13 protein-coding genes and 1 other annotated feature are annotated in these 16,725 nt (G+C 36.3%); of the genes, 7 read left to right on the top strand and 6 right to left on the bottom strand.

All coding sequences use genetic code 11. The annotated features are described in order from the left end of the window. Nucleotides 1-6 precede the first annotated feature (6 nt). Entirely contained in the window at nucleotides 7-1,314 is a 1,308-nt protein-coding gene (locus tag MJG50_RS02020) for an alkaline phosphatase family protein (RefSeq protein ID WP_240252347.1), read from the bottom strand. 160 nt (nucleotides 1,315-1,474) lie between these two features. Here MJG50_RS02020 and MJG50_RS02015 point away from each other — a divergent pair, with 160 nt between their 5' ends. After that, the gene (locus tag MJG50_RS02015) at nucleotides 1,475-2,845 is read left to right on the top strand and encodes an MATE family efflux transporter (protein ID WP_240252346.1); all 1,371 of its coding nucleotides are present in this window, start codon (nucleotides 1,475-1,477) and stop codon (nucleotides 2,843-2,845) included. A 285-nt stretch (nucleotides 2,846-3,130) separates the two neighbouring features. Here the strand turns inward: MJG50_RS02015 and MJG50_RS02010 are convergent, their stop codons facing one another. From MJG50_RS02010 to MJG50_RS01995, 4 genes are read right to left on the bottom strand one after another with little or no spacing between them, the layout of a single operon-like run. Then, on the bottom strand, nucleotides 3,131-3,826 hold the full coding sequence (locus MJG50_RS02010; protein ID WP_240252345.1) for a hypothetical protein: 696 nt from the start codon (nucleotides 3,824-3,826) through the stop codon (nucleotides 3,131-3,133). Next, nucleotides 3,826-4,560 (bottom strand): hypothetical protein, encoded by a 735-nt coding sequence (locus MJG50_RS02005; RefSeq protein WP_240252344.1) that lies wholly within the window; start codon nucleotides 4,558-4,560, stop codon nucleotides 3,826-3,828. The genes MJG50_RS02010 and MJG50_RS02005 overlap by 1 nt, the downstream gene beginning before the upstream one ends. Continuing rightward, nucleotides 4,541-5,443: an ABC transporter ATP-binding protein gene (locus MJG50_RS02000; RefSeq protein ID WP_240252343.1), complete on the bottom strand. Its 903-nt coding sequence runs from the start codon at nucleotides 5,441-5,443 to the stop codon at nucleotides 4,541-4,543. The genes MJG50_RS02005 and MJG50_RS02000 overlap by 20 nt, the downstream gene beginning before the upstream one ends. Then, nucleotides 5,430-5,825 (bottom strand): GntR family transcriptional regulator, encoded by a 396-nt coding sequence (locus MJG50_RS01995; protein ID WP_240252342.1) that lies wholly within the window; start codon nucleotides 5,823-5,825, stop codon nucleotides 5,430-5,432. Before MJG50_RS01995 ends, MJG50_RS02000 begins: the two co-directional genes overlap by 14 nt. A gap of 347 nt (nucleotides 5,826-6,172) precedes the next feature. Between MJG50_RS01995 and MJG50_RS01990 the strand changes: the two genes are divergently transcribed. The 3 genes from MJG50_RS01990 to MJG50_RS01980 all read left to right on the top strand — a co-directional run bounded on the left by MJG50_RS01990 (nucleotide 6,173) and on the right by MJG50_RS01980 (nucleotide 9,785). Next, a complete protein-coding gene (locus MJG50_RS01990) occupies nucleotides 6,173-6,823 on the top strand; it encodes a 5-bromo-4-chloroindolyl phosphate hydrolysis family protein (protein WP_240252341.1) in 651 nt (216 codons plus the stop codon). Nucleotides 6,824-6,873: 50 nt separating this feature from the next. Further along, nucleotides 6,874-8,007, top strand: coding sequence for a toxic anion resistance protein (locus tag MJG50_RS01985; RefSeq protein ID WP_240252646.1), 1,134 nt, complete (start codon nucleotides 6,874-6,876; stop codon nucleotides 8,005-8,007). A 161-nt stretch (nucleotides 8,008-8,168) separates the two neighbouring features. Beyond that, entirely contained in the window at nucleotides 8,169-9,785 is a 1,617-nt protein-coding gene (locus tag MJG50_RS01980; RefSeq protein WP_240252340.1) for an FMN-binding glutamate synthase family protein, read from the top strand. 357 nt (nucleotides 9,786-10,142) lie between these two features. On the opposite strand, the gene brnQ is transcribed toward MJG50_RS01980, so the two are convergent. Further along, nucleotides 10,143-11,483 (bottom strand): branched-chain amino acid transport system II carrier protein, encoded by a 1,341-nt coding sequence (brnQ, locus tag MJG50_RS01975; RefSeq protein WP_240252339.1) that lies wholly within the window; start codon nucleotides 11,481-11,483, stop codon nucleotides 10,143-10,145. A 191-nt stretch (nucleotides 11,484-11,674) separates the two neighbouring features. After that, nucleotides 11,675-11,921, bottom strand: a binding site (T-box leader). Between the two features lie 318 nt (nucleotides 11,922-12,239). On the opposite strand from brnQ, the gene MJG50_RS01970 reads away from it, so the two are divergent. The 3 genes from MJG50_RS01970 (at nucleotide 12,240) to MJG50_RS01960 (ending at nucleotide 16,713) form a co-directional block, all read left to right on the top strand. After that, nucleotides 12,240-14,177 carry a lamin tail domain-containing protein gene (locus MJG50_RS01970; RefSeq protein ID WP_240252338.1) on the top strand — a complete coding sequence of 646 codons (1,938 nt, stop codon included), beginning with the start codon at nucleotides 12,240-12,242 and terminating at the stop codon, nucleotides 14,175-14,177. A 347-nt stretch (nucleotides 14,178-14,524) separates the two neighbouring features. Then, nucleotides 14,525-15,808 (top strand): ABC transporter substrate-binding protein, encoded by a 1,284-nt coding sequence (locus tag MJG50_RS01965; RefSeq protein ID WP_240252337.1) that lies wholly within the window; start codon nucleotides 14,525-14,527, stop codon nucleotides 15,806-15,808. A gap of 20 nt (nucleotides 15,809-15,828) precedes the next feature. Further along, the gene (locus MJG50_RS01960; RefSeq protein ID WP_240252336.1) at nucleotides 15,829-16,713 is read left to right on the top strand and encodes a carbohydrate ABC transporter permease; all 885 of its coding nucleotides are present in this window, start codon (nucleotides 15,829-15,831) and stop codon (nucleotides 16,711-16,713) included. The last annotated feature ends 12 nt before the right edge of the window (nucleotides 16,714-16,725 follow it).

Here is a 16,725-nt window from a genome sequence, read left to right as displayed (position 1 = left end):
TCTACTTTAAACGTTTAGAAAATCGTGGATTACTTTGCCATCTGTCTCTCCTAAGTCAATTCCGAGTAATCTTGCAAAAGTAGGTCCTTCATCAACTAAGTGCATGGCAGGGATGATAACGTTTTGACGAATTCCTTTACCAACTGCCATGAGAACTGTTGAGTAATTCTCTTTTTTCGGAGAATACCCGTGGCTTGCGAAGGTATATTTTTTGGCTCTCACATCCTCTACTGTGATATTGTCGATATAATTTCCGTCAAGCTGCTCTTTGAAATAATAGCCAAGTTGTGCCTCTACCATAAAAGCGGCAGTTCCATCAGCTCCTATTGCTTGTGCTTCTTCACCAGAAAGAACTGTCTCGATACCATTTTCAGGATCCTTCAATAGGTTTGATATGAGTGTCTTCACGGTTTCTTTTGTTGCTATATCCTTTTCATCTTTCATATAAATATATGCGGAACCATCACAGCTTTTACAATAGGCTTTCCAGTCTGTAACCTGGCCACGAGAATTTACATTAATCAGCCCATTTTCACGAAGCTTAACATTTAATTTGATTGCCTTTGATTCATCAAGGGCACTATGATCGCCTAATGCAATAATAGTAGAATCTTCATAAATACCAGTTTCCTTTAATGCTTGTGTAATTCGTCCTAGTCTTTTGTCATGGCGATGTATGGCAGCTATTGCTTCGTCAGACGAGAATCCGTGGTAATGACGTTGTGTATCTAAATCTGTAAAGTGAACGAGTAAAAGATTTGGCTTCTTCGTTTTAATCGTTTGAACGGTTGATTCAAGAACGAAATCATCTAGTTCAGGCTGGTTCAGTCCTTTGCGTATATGACCAAAGCGGCGGTTCATATCTAATTGATAGATAGGTGTTCCATTCATAAAAGAAACAGCAATTTGATTATGCCATGGACGATTCGCGAATATTTCTGGCATATTGTAATCAATTTTTGCCTTTGCAGTTACAGGCCATAATAATGCGGCCGTTGTCATCCCAGCCTTTTTCGCTTCATCATAAAGGGTTGTTCCTTTAATATGCCGGCGAAGCCAGTACCAGTCTGGGGACGGATTACCTGGTTGGATAAAGGTGTTATTGATAACACCATGTTTATTTGGAAAATTTCCGGTCACGATTGTTGCATGACAAGGGTAAGTTACTGATGGATAGATTGTTTCTACATTTTTGCAATAAGAGCCTTTTTGTAATAGTTCCTGAAAATGGGGAATCTCTTGTAATAACGGGAAATCTAATGCAGATAAACAATCAAAAGAAATTACAATTAAGTGATTCGTAAGACGTGACATATAAACCTCCACCCAATTAGTAGTAGATATTAATACATACTACTAATATAGCAGAAAATTTGGAATAAAAATATGTAAATCTAAATAAGTGGTTATGATTATGGTCATAGAATATAATGGGGATTGTTATTATACTAATTGTTTTTCAAGGAGAACCAATATGTACGAGACTCATACGTTAAGAGAAAAAATAAAATTAATTTTCAATTTACTAATACCAATTCTGATCACTCAGCTTGGTATGTTTTCAATGGTATTTTTTAATACAATCATGTCAGGAAAATATGATTCTTCAACCCTGGCAGGGGTTGCGATTGGGTCTTCGATTTGGAATCCGATCTTTACAGGGTTAAGCGGTATACTTTTAGCAGTCTCCCCAATTGCGGCACAGCGTTTTGGTGAAAAGAAGAATAAGGAAGTATCGTCAGTTGCCACAAGTGGTATTTATTTATCATTCATAATAGCGATTCTTGTCATTGTACTAGGCTTCTTTTTCTTAAATCCATTATTGGCTAGTATGAATCTTCCTGAACGTGTTCAAAGTACTGCCCATGATTATTTAGTTGGACTAAGTTTTGGAATCATTCCACTATTTATTTTTAATGTGCTGCGTTCATTTATTTATGCACTTGGAATCACCAGAGTTGTCATGGTCATTTTGTTAATTTCCTTACCATTTAATTTCTTTTTGAACTATGTATTGATTTTTGGGAATTTAGGATTTCCTGAACTTGGAGGGGCAGGGGCTGGTTACGCAACTTCGTTCACGTTTTGGATTATCGTTGCGATCACGGCATTTATTATTAAAACAAAGGAACCATTTTCAACCTATAAAATATTTAGAGGGGTAAAGGGATTTACACTGAAGGAAAGCAAAGAAATATTAAAAATTGGCGTTCCAATGGGGCTTTCTACCTTTTTTGAAACGAGTATGTTTGCAGTTGTTACGATCCTAATAAGTAAGTTTTCAATTACGACAATTGCATCATATCAATCTGCACTTAATATCGTTTCATTTCTTTATATGATACCAGTCAGTATTTCAATGGCACTTACGGTTTTAGTCGGATTTGAGGTGGGTGCTAAACGATACAAAGATGCGAAAACATATAGCTGGCTTGGGGTTTACTTATCGATGTTCATTGCACTTGTAACAGGTCTGTTCGTTGTACTATTCCGCTATGACGTTGCTGGTCTATATTCGAATGAGGCTGATGTCATCAATATGACTGCTCACTTTTTAATCTATGCATTATTCTTCCAAATCTCAGATTCTATTCAAGTAACAGCACAAGCCGCATTAAGGGGCTATAAGGATGTTAACATTGCTTTTATCACAACCCTTGTAGCGTACTGGCTGATCTGTTTGCCGGTCGGATATGTATTAGCACATTACACAAGCTTAGGAGCTCCTGGATATTGGATTGGGCTGACAGTCGGACTACTTGCAGCGGGAATAGGGCTGGCAGTGAGGCTTATTCATGTACAGAGGGTGAAGTTTGGGGTTGGAGAAAGCTATACTACGGAATAAAAGTGAGGATTTCCGCGATAGCGCGGATAATCCGGCGATAGCTTAGATAATCCGGCGATAGCTTAGATAATTCGGCGATAGCTTAGATAATTCGGCGATAGCTTAGATAATTCGGCGATAGCGCAGATAATTCGGCGATAGCAGAGAGAATTCGGCGATAGCGTAGATAATTCGGCGATAGCGCGGATAATTCAGCGATAGCACGGATAATCCGACGATAGCTTCCGTATGGATAAATTAATCGATACACATTAAAAAAGGAAGGGATCAATCCCCTTCCTTTTTCTAATCTTCACCAACAATATTGGGATACTCTGATCCAGTTAGCTTAAGATTTTTTGGAATTTTTATATAGATTGCTTGGCTATCAAGTGGTCGTTCCATATAATCGTAGTTGAAATCATCTTCAACTCCACCACCTTTAAATTGAGCCAACACAAAGTCATTGTGGAACGCTGATATGACAAATTCATTTCGATTTTCATCATTATAAAAAATATTTATACGTTCATCCTCGAGAGATATCTTCGGCAAAGGAGTTATTTTAGAAAAATCAATCCCATAAACATTCGTATTAGTCGCGTAATAGACGATATCAATCTGTCCGTCATCGCTTTCTTTTCTTTCAAAAATGGTAAACAGATTCAGATTATCCAAAGGTGCAATATTTAGTTCATCATGATCATATGAGAAATTCCATTCATTTATCTTGTCAACATCTTCAAGCTTTTCAATAGAACCACTAAACAAAGTATCATAAAAGACCCCACTTTGTTCTTCTTGATTAATCTTAGTTTGTGGAATGTTATCAGCAATGAAACGATCATTAGGCAATGCATAATAAACAATAACTGAGATTAATAGGATTGCGCCATATAACCCTAGCACAATTTTTAAACCATTAAAATGGGCATTTTTTTGGATGAAGTACAAACAGAGTAAAATGCCTCCGAAAAGCATAATGGGCCAAAAGACTGCCATTATTTACGCACCTCCAGTCGATTGGTAATTGGAATGATGCTGCATACAAGGATTGCTATAGTAAAAATGATTTTTACTGAAAAAATAAAAAGTGAATCTTCCATAAAATAGAACGTAAAAGCATTCATTGTGTTAAGACTAGCCTGTTCATATATAAGTACTCCAATTATCACTGCTGGTATAATAAAAATGAACAACCTATTCAGTTGAACAAGCATCCCAATAAAATATCCAACAATCGCAAAGAGCAAGATGTAAAGTGTCGCCACATATAAACTTATTAGTAGATCAGATACAGAAAGATGGAAGTGTTCCTTGATGATGTGATCATTGGAGAAATACATAATGACTCTAACAAGAATGCCTGAACACATCGCTGTAATACTGCCAATCATTGAATAAATCACGAGTAAAGCAATTGTTGAGATATGGCTGCTCACCCGATTTGTAACAAACGAAAAATCCATGTATCGATAAGGCTTTGTTGTTAAAGTGATTGCAACAATAAAAGCCCAAAACATTGTGAAGCCAATGATGATTGAACCTGAATAGGATTTAATTGATAAACTTATAACACTTCCACCCATTCCGTACTGCCCAACCCCATTAAAGGAAAAAAGAATAGCTAATACCTGAACGGTTACCATGCTAATGAGCGAACCTAAATAAGCTTTAAACTTAAAGTAGAATTGCTTCTTCACAACATCAATCAAATTAACCTCTGTTAAAGACATCATCAATCCCTCCTTTGTTTTTGGCAGTTAGGTAGACACATAGATCATCAGTCGGAACGGGTAGCAGATCTATTCCTAATTTCTTCATTTCATTTCGCGTGGAGTCTGGAAAAATGTTTCGAACAACGGTATACGAGCTGCCATTCCCAAATGTTTCTTGATGAATAATCTCTAAGTATTGTGTAATTTGATTCACAGCCTCTGTTTTCCCACTTAACCCAATCGCATATTCCTTCAAATCTATAACAGGCATATGGAGTACCTTTTCACCACTTTTTATTAATAAAATATCCTCAAGGAAACTATCAATTTCATTTAATAAATGGCTTGAGAAGATGATTGTCCTTGGAATTTCGATGTAGTCCTTCAGTAATGCCTTGTAGAAATCCTTCCGTACTGATGCATCCATACCGGTTGTTGGTTCGTCAAAAATTGTAACTGCACAGCGAGACGAAAGCCCGATAATCATATTAAACGTACTTTTCATTCCTTTAGAAAGGTGATGATGTGACATCTTTGGACGCAAATCGAAATAATCAAATAAGCGCTTAGCTAGTTCGGCATCCCAATTTGGATAAAAATATTCTGCCGATTTTAAAAGGTCCCCAAGATTTAATCCCGGTGGGAAAACCATATGATCATCGATGAATATCAAATTTGAAGAGATTTTAAGATTATTAAATGGATTCTCAGAATATACGCGAATATCGCCAGAGGTAGGATGGTAGAAACCGGAAATCGTTTTTAATAATGTCGTTTTTCCTGCACCGTTTCTGCCGATAAGACCTGTTATTGTATTTTCTTTTATCGTGAAGGATAATTCCCGCAATGCTTTGAAGTTACCATATGACTTCGTAAGATTTTTACTTTCAATTACGTTCATCCTGATTCCTCCTTATTTCGCTTTTTTCTGTCTTAATCATCGCAATCAATTCATCTTCACTTACACCCAAGCGTTCAGACTCTAAAACTAATTCAGATATAAGATTTTTCATAATTTGAGTTTTCCTCTTTTCCAGGATTGATTGTTTTGCATTTGGAGAAACGAACATTCCAAGTCCGCGCTTTTTATAGAGAATGTTCTCATCAGCTAAAATATTTAATCCCTTTGCAGCAGTAGCTGGATTAATGGTGAACATCTCCGCTAACTGATACTGTGAGTAAATTTTCTCATCATCCTTGATTGTTCCGCTCAATATTTCAGTTTCCAACCATTCTGCAAGCTGGACATAGATTGGTTTCATTCCATCATGATTAAAAATCATCCGTACACCTCCTTAAGGTGATTAGGTACAATAGTGCATTAGTGATATAATGTAGTATATAATATTCGTACTAATAATGTCCATGATATATGTGTAAATTTTTCCAAAGCATATTTTAAAATAAGCCTCAAGTCTTAGAGAACGTTACATTTCAGGTCTATGGTATGATTAAAACAAACGAGATATAGTTAAACTTGAGAAAGAATTAAGATATCAAGAATATAATGGAAAGATGAAACCTTGAATCTCTTTCATTCGTATTAAAAGAAGAGCGCAAGCGCCTCGAATGGCTAGGAGCTGAAGCTGGACACGAAAATATAAGATCGCATGTCAGGAGTCGATATAAAATGAATCCATTTTTATCATTTATAATAAAATCAATGATTGCTTTTCCTACTATGGTAACAGTATGGTTTGTCAGTTTTTTTCCATATGATCAAACTTATTTACTATCATCCACATTTGCAATCATAGGTGGTGGAGTCACATATTTTTTTAGCTCTCTTTATATGAATAATCGCTTTTTAAAGAAGCATCGCCTTACAAGAAAAGAATACAAATATATTAATAAGAATCTTTCTGAGTCAAAAAAGAAGCTTGCACGTTTGAGTAAAGCACTTTTTTCAATCCGTCATGTTCCTTCAATTAAACAAAGAATTGACCTTCATCGTATTACTAAAAAAATCTATCGTTTAGCAAAAAGCGAACCAAAACGTTTTTATCAAGCTGAACCGTTTTTCTTTTCTCATTTAGATTCTGTAGTTGAGTTAACAGAGAAATATGCGCTATTATCCTCACAGCCAAGAAAAAGTAAGGAGATCGAACATTCACTCCATGAAACACGAAGAGTACTCGAAGATTTAACTCACACAATTGAAAAGGATTTATACAAAATGCTGTCGAATGATATAGATGAACTACATTTCGAAATTGATGTTGCAAAGCATACAAATAAAAACATGAACGACTCTCAAATTATTAATAACAATAGGAGGTAAACGAAGTGAGCGAACAATCTTCCCGAAAGTATAATGAACCTAGTAATTTAATGGATGAGCTACTTTCAAATCCATTTGATGTAAAAAAGGAAGCAGCAGGGGAAATCATAGAACAAATAGATGCGGAAAAAACGGTTCGATTAATCGATGTAATTCCTGAGGAAAACAAAGCAAGAGCCTATCAAATTGCCGAGCAAATCGATCCGAAAAACCACCAAGCGATGATATCATATGGAACTCCTGCTCAAGCAAAGCTCTTAACCTTTTCGAATTCAATGCTTGAGCATGTGCAAAAAAATGATGTCGGCGAAGTTGGACAAATCATCTCCGACTTAATGAAAAGACTTGATGATATTAAACCGGATGAATTAAGTACGGAAAAAAAATCGATGATTTCGCGTATGTTTGGAAAAATTACTAACTCTGTTCAAGAAGTTTTATCAAAATATCATAAAACAGGTGCCCAAATTGACCGGATTAGTGTGAAACTTGATCGCAGTAAAAATGTCCTTTTATCTGATATTGCCATTCTTGAAAAGCTCTATGACAATAATAAAGATTATTTCAATGCCTTGAATGTATATATTGCTGCGGGTGAAATAAAGCTTGAAGAATTAAATAGAAAGATTATCCCAGAGCTTCAGAAGTCTGCTGAAGTAACAGGAGATCAAATGAAGTATCAAGAAGTAAACGATATGGTTCAATTTACGGACAGGTTAGAAAAGCGGGTTCATGATTTAAAATTAAGTAGAGAAATTACGATCCAAAGCGCTCCACAAATTCGCTTAATTCAAAATACAAACCAGGCTCTTGTTGAAAAAATTCAATCCTCTATCATGACTGCAATCCCATTATGGAAGAACCAGGTGGCCATTGCATTAACATTGATTAGACAACGCCATGCGGTTGAAGCACAGAAGCAGGTTGCTAAAACGACAAATGAACTTTTATTAAAAAATGCAGAAATGCTGAAGAGCAATACGATTGAGACGGCAAAGGAAAATGAAAGAGGCTTAATTGATATTGAAACACTGAAGAAGACCCAGGAAAACCTAATATCTACGCTTGAAGAAACATTACGAATTCAAGAAGAGGGCAGGAATAAACGTCGTCAAGCTGAGCTTGAGCTATCTTCAATGGAAAATGAGCTAAGACAGAAATTATTAGATATTAAAACTGAATAATGAGTGGAAAAAGGTACCGATTAAAGGTACCTTTTTTGGCATAGGTATTTAACTTTGTGCCACCATATTAATAGATACATATTTTACTCATATACATAAGGTAATAATAGGAGATAAGTGGTGAACGGAAGTGGACAATGAAATAAGGGGGATTTTTATAAATGCAGTTGACGATTTTAATTATTCTTTTAGTTGTATTTGTAGGTGTACCATTATGCCTTTTTATATGGCTTGAATCGGTAGCAAAGAAACCACAGCATTCCATCATTCGAGCACATCCTTATTTAGGGTGGGTACGTTATCTATTAGAAAAAATGGGTCCAGAGTTCAGACAATATTGGTTTGATCACGATAATAGTGGTAAACCATTTTCCAGGACTGAATTTTTAGGAGTTGTCTTTTCAGCAAAATATCGAAATGATCTAATAAGCTTTGGTTCAAAGCGGGATTTTGAAAAACCGGGCTATTATATTGCAAATGAGTTATTTCCACTTTTAAGTGAAGAATTGCGTGTAGATAATCAAGAAAAGGTTCATGCAATGAAATATAAAATTGACCATGAAGGGTTATTTACAAGACGTGAACATCTTGCGGAAGAAGAGACTCCTCGCTGGCTGTATCATGATGACGATGCAATTATTGTTGGACCTGAACGAGAAACACCATGGAGACTAAAAGGTCCATTTGGTGCGTCTGCAATTTCATACGGTGCAGTTGGTGAGCATTATATTCTTTCGACTGGAAATGGAAGTAGAATGGCTGGCGGTTCTTGGATTAATACGGGTGAAGGGGGAATTGCCCCTGAGCATCTCGAAAGCAATGCAGATGTAGTAGCCCAAATTGGCCCGGGTTTATTTGGTTATCGAGACGAAGATGGTAACTTCTCAATTAAGGAATTTAAGTTAAAAGCCCAAGAGAAAAATGTGAGAGCATTTGAACTTAAATTTGGTCAAGGTGCAAAAATTCGTGGTGGTCATCTTGAAGGTTCGAAGGTTACTACGAAAGTTGCAGCGATTCGAAAGGTAGAAGCTGGTAAAACGATTAATTCACCAAACCGATTTCCGTTTTTGCATAATGAAATGGATACGTTAAAGTTTATAAAAACCTTACAGGATACAGGTGGAAAACCTGTTGGGATAAAAATTGTTGTCGGCTATCATTCTAGCCTAGATAAGTTTTTTGAAGCAATGAAAAGATTGCAAATTTTCCCTGACTTCATTACAGTTGATGGAGGGGAAGGCGGAACAGGAGCAACATATCAATCGATGGCAGATACGATGGGACTTCCTCTCATTCCCGGATTAATCGCTGTAGTCGATAAAGCACATCAATATGGTATTCGTGAAAAGTTAACAATCTTTGCTTCAGGAAAATTAATTTCCGCAGATAAAATTGCAATTGCACTAGCGATCGGGGCAGATGCAGTTAACTCAGCGAGAGGATTCATGATTGCGAATGGCTGTATCATGGCACTCCAATGTCATACTGGAAAATGTCCAGCAGGTATCACGACCACTGATCCAAAATACCAGGATGCACTAGTTACAGATGAAAAACAGTGGCGAGTCATGAATTATATTATCAATGTTCGTCAAGGATTATTTGCGCTTGCAGCTGCCTGTGGATTAGATACGCCACGTAAATTTGCAAGAGAACATATCGTGTATAATGATGCACAAGGAAGAGTGCAACGATTATCGGATTTATTCCCAATTCCTTCAGAAAAAACGTCGAATCGTGAGCTATTAGAAGAAAAAGAAGATAGCAAGGTTGGATAAAATGGAAAAAGAGAGCTAAATCGAATGATTTGGCTCTCTTTTAGATTGGGGAAACATTCTATTTGGATTGGGATTGTACATTGAATTTAGGATATGCACGATTTCCGAGATATATGCACGAACAGATAGATATATGCACGTTCCCGAAATTATATGCGCGGTTCCTGTACCGTTTGCACGATAATCGGAGGATATGCACGTTAGTCGGAGCATATGCATGATAATCTGTATAAATGCGCGATACCAAAACTATATGCATGTTAATTTGATTATATGCTCGTTATATGAATTATATGCACGATAGCCTAAATTCAGAGTTCTTTCCCCGCATGTCTAATTCAGATCATAATTGGATTCTTATGAAGCCTTTGCTACAGCATCTTCATCATCGGAATAAGAATCCTTTTTACCTAATCGACTAAGAACTAATCCAATTCCTGTACCAACAATTGCCGGAACAACCCACTCAAGTCCTACTGAAGCCAAAGGTAGCATATTTTTCAATTTCTGAACTGGTCCTAAATCAAGCCCAAAAGCATTCAAACCTCCGATTACCGCAAATACGCCAGTAAACAAAATGGCACTCCCATACACTTTTTTCTTACTTACAAAGAACCGACTAAAAAAGGTTAGGACAATCAATACAATTGTTAAAGGGTAAGCTGTAACTAGAAATGGAACCGAAACTTTTAAAATTTGTGCCAATCCTAGGTTTGATAAGGTGAATCCAACTAAAGTAACAGCGAGAACCACCATTTTGTAGCTTGCCTTCGGAAGTAGCTTTGAAAAATACTGTCCACAAGCGGTAGTCAAACCAACTACAGTTGTGAAGCAAGCTAATGTGAAAATAAAACCAAGTAATGCTGTTCCGCCTTTTCCAAATAAAAGAGTTGCAGCAGCTGATAAAATGTCAGTACCGTCATTAAAAGAACCACTACTCGCCATTTTTGTTCCGATTAAACCAATACTTATATAAACAAACGTAAGTAATAAGCCAGCAATGAACCCAGCCTTCAATGTGTAGTTCGTTAATTGCTTACGATCCTGAATTCCTCTTTTTTGAATAGCTGATAAAATAACGATTCCAAACGCTAATGCAGCAAGAGCATCCATTGTATTATATCCCTCGAGGAATCCTTTGAAAAAAGCACCAGATTCATATTGTTCAACTGGAGATTGAAGAGGAGCATCTAATCTGAATAAGCCAACAACAACGAGGACAACCATTGCAACCATTAAAATAGGTGCAATAAATCGGCCCATATATTTTTCCATTTTAGCTGGGTTTAAGCTAATTACATACACTAAACCAAAAAATAAAGCAGAAAAGATGAATAATACCAACGACGTAATGACTCCCTCCCCGAGAAAAGGACTAACTCCCATTTCAAAGGCAACATTCGCATTCCGGGGAATTGCTAAAAATGGCCCGATACATAAATATACAGCAACGACAAAGGTCGTACTAAAAATGGGATGAACACGATTTCCAATCGTTTGGATACCGCCGCTTACAAGTGAAATAGCTAATAGTACAGTAAGTGGGAGACCAACTCCAGTCACAATAAATCCAGCCATGGCTGCCCAAAAAGAAGTTCCTGACTGTACCCCAAGGAATGGAGGGAAAATGAGATTTCCGGCTCCAAAGAACATTGAAAATAACATAAATCCGATAAATAAAGTGTCTAATTTTTTCATTGCAAATCTCTCCTTTAAATTGGGTTCAAAAAGGACCGAGTAGTTCGAGGCGGCGTAGCTTTGAGTACCGGGACGTATGTAGTTAATACGTGAGGAACTTAAAAAGCAAGCCAACGAAGAAATTCGATGTGTCATTTTTACCGGACTTTTTGAACTTCCTATTTTTATAAAACAAAAAAACCCGTCCCTATAGTAGGGACGAGTCTATACTCGCGTTACCACCCTTATTCCGTACTACAAAAAAACATACGGCTCTCAAGACCAACGTACAATCATACGTGTTCCTTCGTAACGGCGGAAAACCCGTCAAAGCTTACTGCTTTCAGCTTTGCATCTCAGAGATGATTTTCGGATAGGATCTGAACATCGACTTGCACCAAATGTCGACTCTCTGGGGAACAGGGTTCCAAACGTACTCTTTCTCGTCATCGATTTTTAATATATTGATATATTAGCAAAGTAAAAATAGGAGGTCAAGCCATTTTTTTGATAGTTTTAATAATTGTGATTGTATAAAATACTTACTTATCGAGCAAACATAGTAAAAAAGACGTATTGTTAATGTACCGTTTCTACACTATTATTTTAAATAATCTAATAATTTGGTGAGCTAACTATATATCTTCGGGTAGAGAATAGGAGAACCCTATGAACATTAATCTGTATTACATACTGTAATACTTTTTATTGTCATGGGGTTTTTTTGTGTAAACTATGAGAACCATTATTAGAAAAATAATTCATGGGGGAATGAGGATGGTAAAAAAGCGTAACAAGTGGTTAATTTACGTAACATCACTTTTCTTGGTATTAGGGAATTTTTTAGTATTTCCTATCACCAAAACAAATGCTTCAGATTCAAATCTAGTAATTCCTGCATTACTTATCACTGAGTTAGTGGCTGATACTGATAATTATTCGGGATATGATGCATTTGAGTTTATAGAGATATTTAATAATAGCAATCAAGCAATTGATTTGAAAGGTTATTCAATTAAATCTGGTAGCTGGACTGTAACACTAAGTGACTCATTAATAATCGAGCCGTGGGATACGCATATTTTTTGGACAAGAAGGCAAGAAATCGATCCTATTCCAGTGGAAGCTTTTAATCGATATTATTTTGTATCATATAAAAACAAATATGTTGAAGAAAATCAATTAACAATCCTTGGAAATATTGGCGGCATAGTAAATAGTGGTGCACGGTCAGTTTCAATTTTTAATCCTAATAAGCAGGAAGTGATAAGTGCAAATTATTCAGGCAGTGACATTTCCCTCGGAAAGTCGGTCAGTTTTGGCTACCCTAATGATGGAAGTTTAACAATGAAAACTTTGTCAGGACATCAAAATCCTACTCCAGGTTGGATTGAATCAAGCCAAGCACCACCAAGACCAATAGTAGACGAAATCCCACCACTTACACCAAAAAACATTAGGGCTGATGTAGGCAATGGTGAAGTAGTACTATCTTGGGACTCAAATGAGGAGCCTGATATTTACCGCTATCATATATATAAAGATGGTGTGCTAGAATTTTCAGTTCCTTCATCACAAAAGGATTTTACCCTATCGATGTTAACGGGAAATCAGGATTATGTAATAGAAATGGCTACAGAAGATTTATCTGGAAATGTATCATCGAAGTCTGCACAAATAACTGTAACACCAAACCACCAAATCATTACACAGGTAGAACGGTTCCTCAATCATCGGGATCCTAAATATCAAGGATTATGGGATATTAGTGAGGATGGTCCGGTTATTCCTGGCTTGGTTCAGGACCTAGTTCCGCAGGGATTAGGTTATTATAAGAAAAAAGATTGGTTATTAACGGTCAACTATTTAGATGATGGTAGACCAGGAACATTAACCGTAACAAATGCTACAAGTGGAAAATTAATCAAGTCAGTTACATTATATAACACAGATGGAACACCATACACAGGACATGCAGGAGGCGTCACCATAAGTAAAGAGCATGTTTGGATTGCTTCTGAGAACTACTTGTTCACATTAAGGATTAACGATCTTGTAATAGCAAAAGACAATGATGAAATACGCTTCATCAATCAAATTCCAGTTCCTGTTGAGGCAGCCTATAATGTATATGATGAGGGGATTCTTTGGGTTGGAGAATTTTATGAGGCAAAGTCGTACCCAACTGATCCAACACATCACATAGATAATCGTAATGGTGTTACCCAGTATGCTTGGATGATAGGTTATAATCTGCAGCCTAGTAATGATATGCTCTCAGAAAAACAATGGAATGGAAAACTAGACGAGCCGGCAATTCCGGATTATGTATTATCAACAACAGATAAAGTCCAAGGAGCCATTGTACAAAAGAAAGGGATTACACTAAGTACCTCTTATGGAAGGGCAAATGATAGTGTATTGTATCGCTATGAACATCCATTAAAGGAAAAGCCACATGACTTTGTTACGATTGGTGAAAAGCAAGTCCCACTTTGGTTCCTTGATGGAGTAGGATCAAAACCACGAGAAAGTATTGAAGCTATTCCGATGCCAGAAGGGATAGTAGTAGTAGGGAAGGAACTGTATGTTGTGTTTGAATCTGGAGCTAATAAATATCGATACACAACAACCTATCCGATGGACCGTATGTTAAAGATAGACTTAAAAACATTAATGAAGGATGACAAGGAAATCATTAAAGAAGAGCGGTAAAAAGAGTAGATTTTTTGACTAGTGTCCCTCATAGTTTTCAAAACATAGGAATTGGTATAGTAAAAAATCCAGTATTGACATTCTATTCATTTCTGTATAAAATTTTCTTAATAATATACGAAATTTAGAATGTTTCGTCTGCGAATAGGGTAGAGAATAGGAGAACCCCAAAATTCAATGGACGGGAAGGCATTATTGTTTTCTCTTCTCATTATTTTGGGGTTTTTTTCTATTTTTTAAATAAAATCAAAAAATAAAAGGAGGAATTTGTAGTATTCCATCGGAATATGTAGATAGACTTCATTTAGAATACGTTGTGTAAGGTCAAAAAACTAAGGGGGTACAAAATGAGAAAATTATTACTTTCGAGTATTACTATTATGCTTGTCTTGTTCATAGCTGTAGGCTGCAGTCAAAAGTCGGATTCAGGAAAAAATGGTGATAAGGTTGAGTTGACATGGTATTTTCCAATTGCGGTTGGAGGACCATTGACCACAATCATTGAAAAGATGGCTACTGACTTTACGAAGGAAAACCCTGATATTGTGATTAAGCCTGTTTACACAGGTACGTATGATGAAACTATGACAAAGGTTCAAACAGCAATTCAAGGTAAAACAGTTCCAGATATTGCAGTACTTTTATCAACAGAACTTTATACATTGTTAGATATGGATGCAATTACACCGCTAGATGAATTCCTTAAAGATGATAAGGTAGAAAGCTTCTATCCTGCTTTTATGGAAAACTCTCAAACTGGCGGAAAAACATATTCACTTCCTTTCCAAAGAAGTACGATTGTTCTTTACTATAATAAGGACGCATTTGAAAAAGCTGGTTTAGATAAGGAACAGCCACCAAAGGACTGGGATGAGCTTGTTGAATATGGAAAGAAAATAGTTGACTCAGGTATGAAATATGGTGTTGAAATTCCTTCAACAGGTTTCCAATACTGGATGTTCCAAGCACTTGCTCTCCAAAATGGCGATAATCTAATGAGTGATGATGGGAAAGAGGTTTATTTTGATAAACCTGAAAATGTAGAGGCACTTCAATTCATGATGGACCTTGCACAAAAGCATGAAATTAGCCCAGAAGGTGTTATTGATTGGGCAACTGCTCCTTCTGATTTCTTAGAAGGTAATACAGGTATGCTTTACCATACAACTGGTAATCTAACAAATATAAAAAATAATGCTAAATTCGACTTTGGTGTTGCATTCTTACCTGCTGGTAAAAACTACGGAAGTCCAACTGGTGGCGGGAATTTCTATATGTTTAAAGATATTCCAAAAGAGAAAAAAGAAGCTGCTGCGAAATTTATTGATTGGGCTACACAACCTGAACGTGCGGCACAATGGAGTATGGACACAGGATATGTAGCAACAAGTAAAGCGGCATATGAAACAGATGCAATGAAAAAATATGTTGAGGATTTCCCGCAAGCAGTAGTAGCAAGAGATCAACTTGAACATGCTTCAGCTGAACTTTCAACACATAGTAATGGAAAGGTTTACAAAATTATTAACGATAATATTCAAGCGGCAATTACAGGTAAAATGAGCGCTAGTGAGGCACTCAAGAAGGCTCAAGAAGAGGCCGATGAGGTATTGAAACCATATAACAAATAGAAACAAAAGGGGATTTGTGAATGAGAAGAAGCAGCGGCTTAACAAAAAAATTAACACCATGGATTCTTCTCCTTCCATCTCTCATATTTCTCATGCTTTTTACCTTTTACCCAATTATTAAGACTGTTTATTTAAGTTTTTATAATAGTGAAATGGGCATTTCTGAACCATTTTTTGTTGGATTTGATAATTTTTCACGCATGATGAAGGATGAGATTTTTTGGAAGGTTTTAAAGAATAATATCCTATTTGCCATTGGAACTGTTCCGCTAGGGGTAGGGTTAGGATTATTAATGGCGATATTAATTAATCGTGCAATAAGATGGAATGGGTTTGTTAAGACCTTTTTCTTTTATCCGGTCGTTATTCCAATCATTGCAGTTGCAAACATTTGGCTATTTATTTATACGCCAGAGTATGGAATGCTAAATCAATTATTATCTGTTTTTGGAATTGATAGTATTAATGTAATGGGACAAACAAATACTGTCCTAATAGGCATGATTGTCATGCTAGTTTGGAAAGAAGCAGGATTTTTTATGATCTTTTATTTAGCAGGACTACAAAATGTTCCAAAGGAATTATATGAGGCATCTATGATCGATGGAGCATCTGGATGGTATCGTTTCAGAAAAATAACATTTCCGTTAATCATGCCAACTACATTATTTGTAATGATAATCGCAATTACGAATGCTTTTAAATTGGTCGACCATTTAGTTGTTATGACACAAGGTGGACCGGATAATGCAAGTAATCTATTACTCTATTACATTTATGAAAATGCTTTTAAGTTCATGGACCACGGAATGGCAGCTACATTAACATTAGTCATGTTGGTGCTATTAGTAATCATTTCTTCTATTCAATTCTTCTCAGTAGATAGAAAAATTCATTACAATTAAGGGGGAGTTACC

The sequence above is a fragment of the Fredinandcohnia quinoae genome (assembly GCF_022427965.1).
GTDB classification, from domain to species: domain Bacteria; phylum Bacillota; class Bacilli; order Bacillales; family Bacillaceae_L; genus Ferdinandcohnia; species Ferdinandcohnia quinoae.
The sequence above is the reverse complement of the archived record's forward strand: the minus strand, read 5'-3'. Positions and strand labels throughout refer to the sequence as shown.